This is a genomic window from Bacillus sp. BML-BC051, assembly GCF_019656175.1.
GTDB lineage: Bacteria > Bacillota > Bacilli > Bacillales > Bacillaceae_G > Bacillus_A > Bacillus_A mobilis.
Genome location: NZ_BPLI01000152.1, coordinates 1 through 385, shown reverse-complemented (window position 1 = coordinate 385; position 385 = coordinate 1). Strand labels below are relative to the sequence as shown.

The following is a 385-nucleotide window of genomic DNA, read 5'->3' as shown; positions in this document are numbered from 1 at the left end:
ATTACAAAGCAAACAAATACCGTTACAACAACATTAATCGAGCCAATAATTAACATTGAGAAAACAGCAGACAAATCTATCGTCGTTATAGGAGATGTTATTACATTCACATTAGAGGTATTTAATGATTCCACAATTCCGACAATTAGTACTTCTGTTATAGACACAATTCCAGCTGGTACAACATTTATAGAAAACAGCGTAACTATTAACGGTACTTCGGTTCCAAATGTTCGTCCAGACACTGGTATTAATATTGGTTCTTTATCTGCAGGTACAGTAGCAACTATAACATTTCAAGTCCTCGTAACTTCTATTCCTTCAAACAGTACAATTATAAATTCTGCAACAGTTACCGCTGCTTTTCAATTGACACCACAGGATC

The 385-nt window shown here is 34.8% G+C and carries 1 protein-coding gene; it reads left to right on the top strand.

Annotation, left to right across the window (positions count from 1 at the left end; genetic code table 11):
- Window positions 1–385, top strand: a 385-nt coding sequence (locus tag K5S59_RS29730) for a DUF11 domain-containing protein (RefSeq protein ID WP_220784129.1), incomplete at both ends; no start/stop codon positions are given.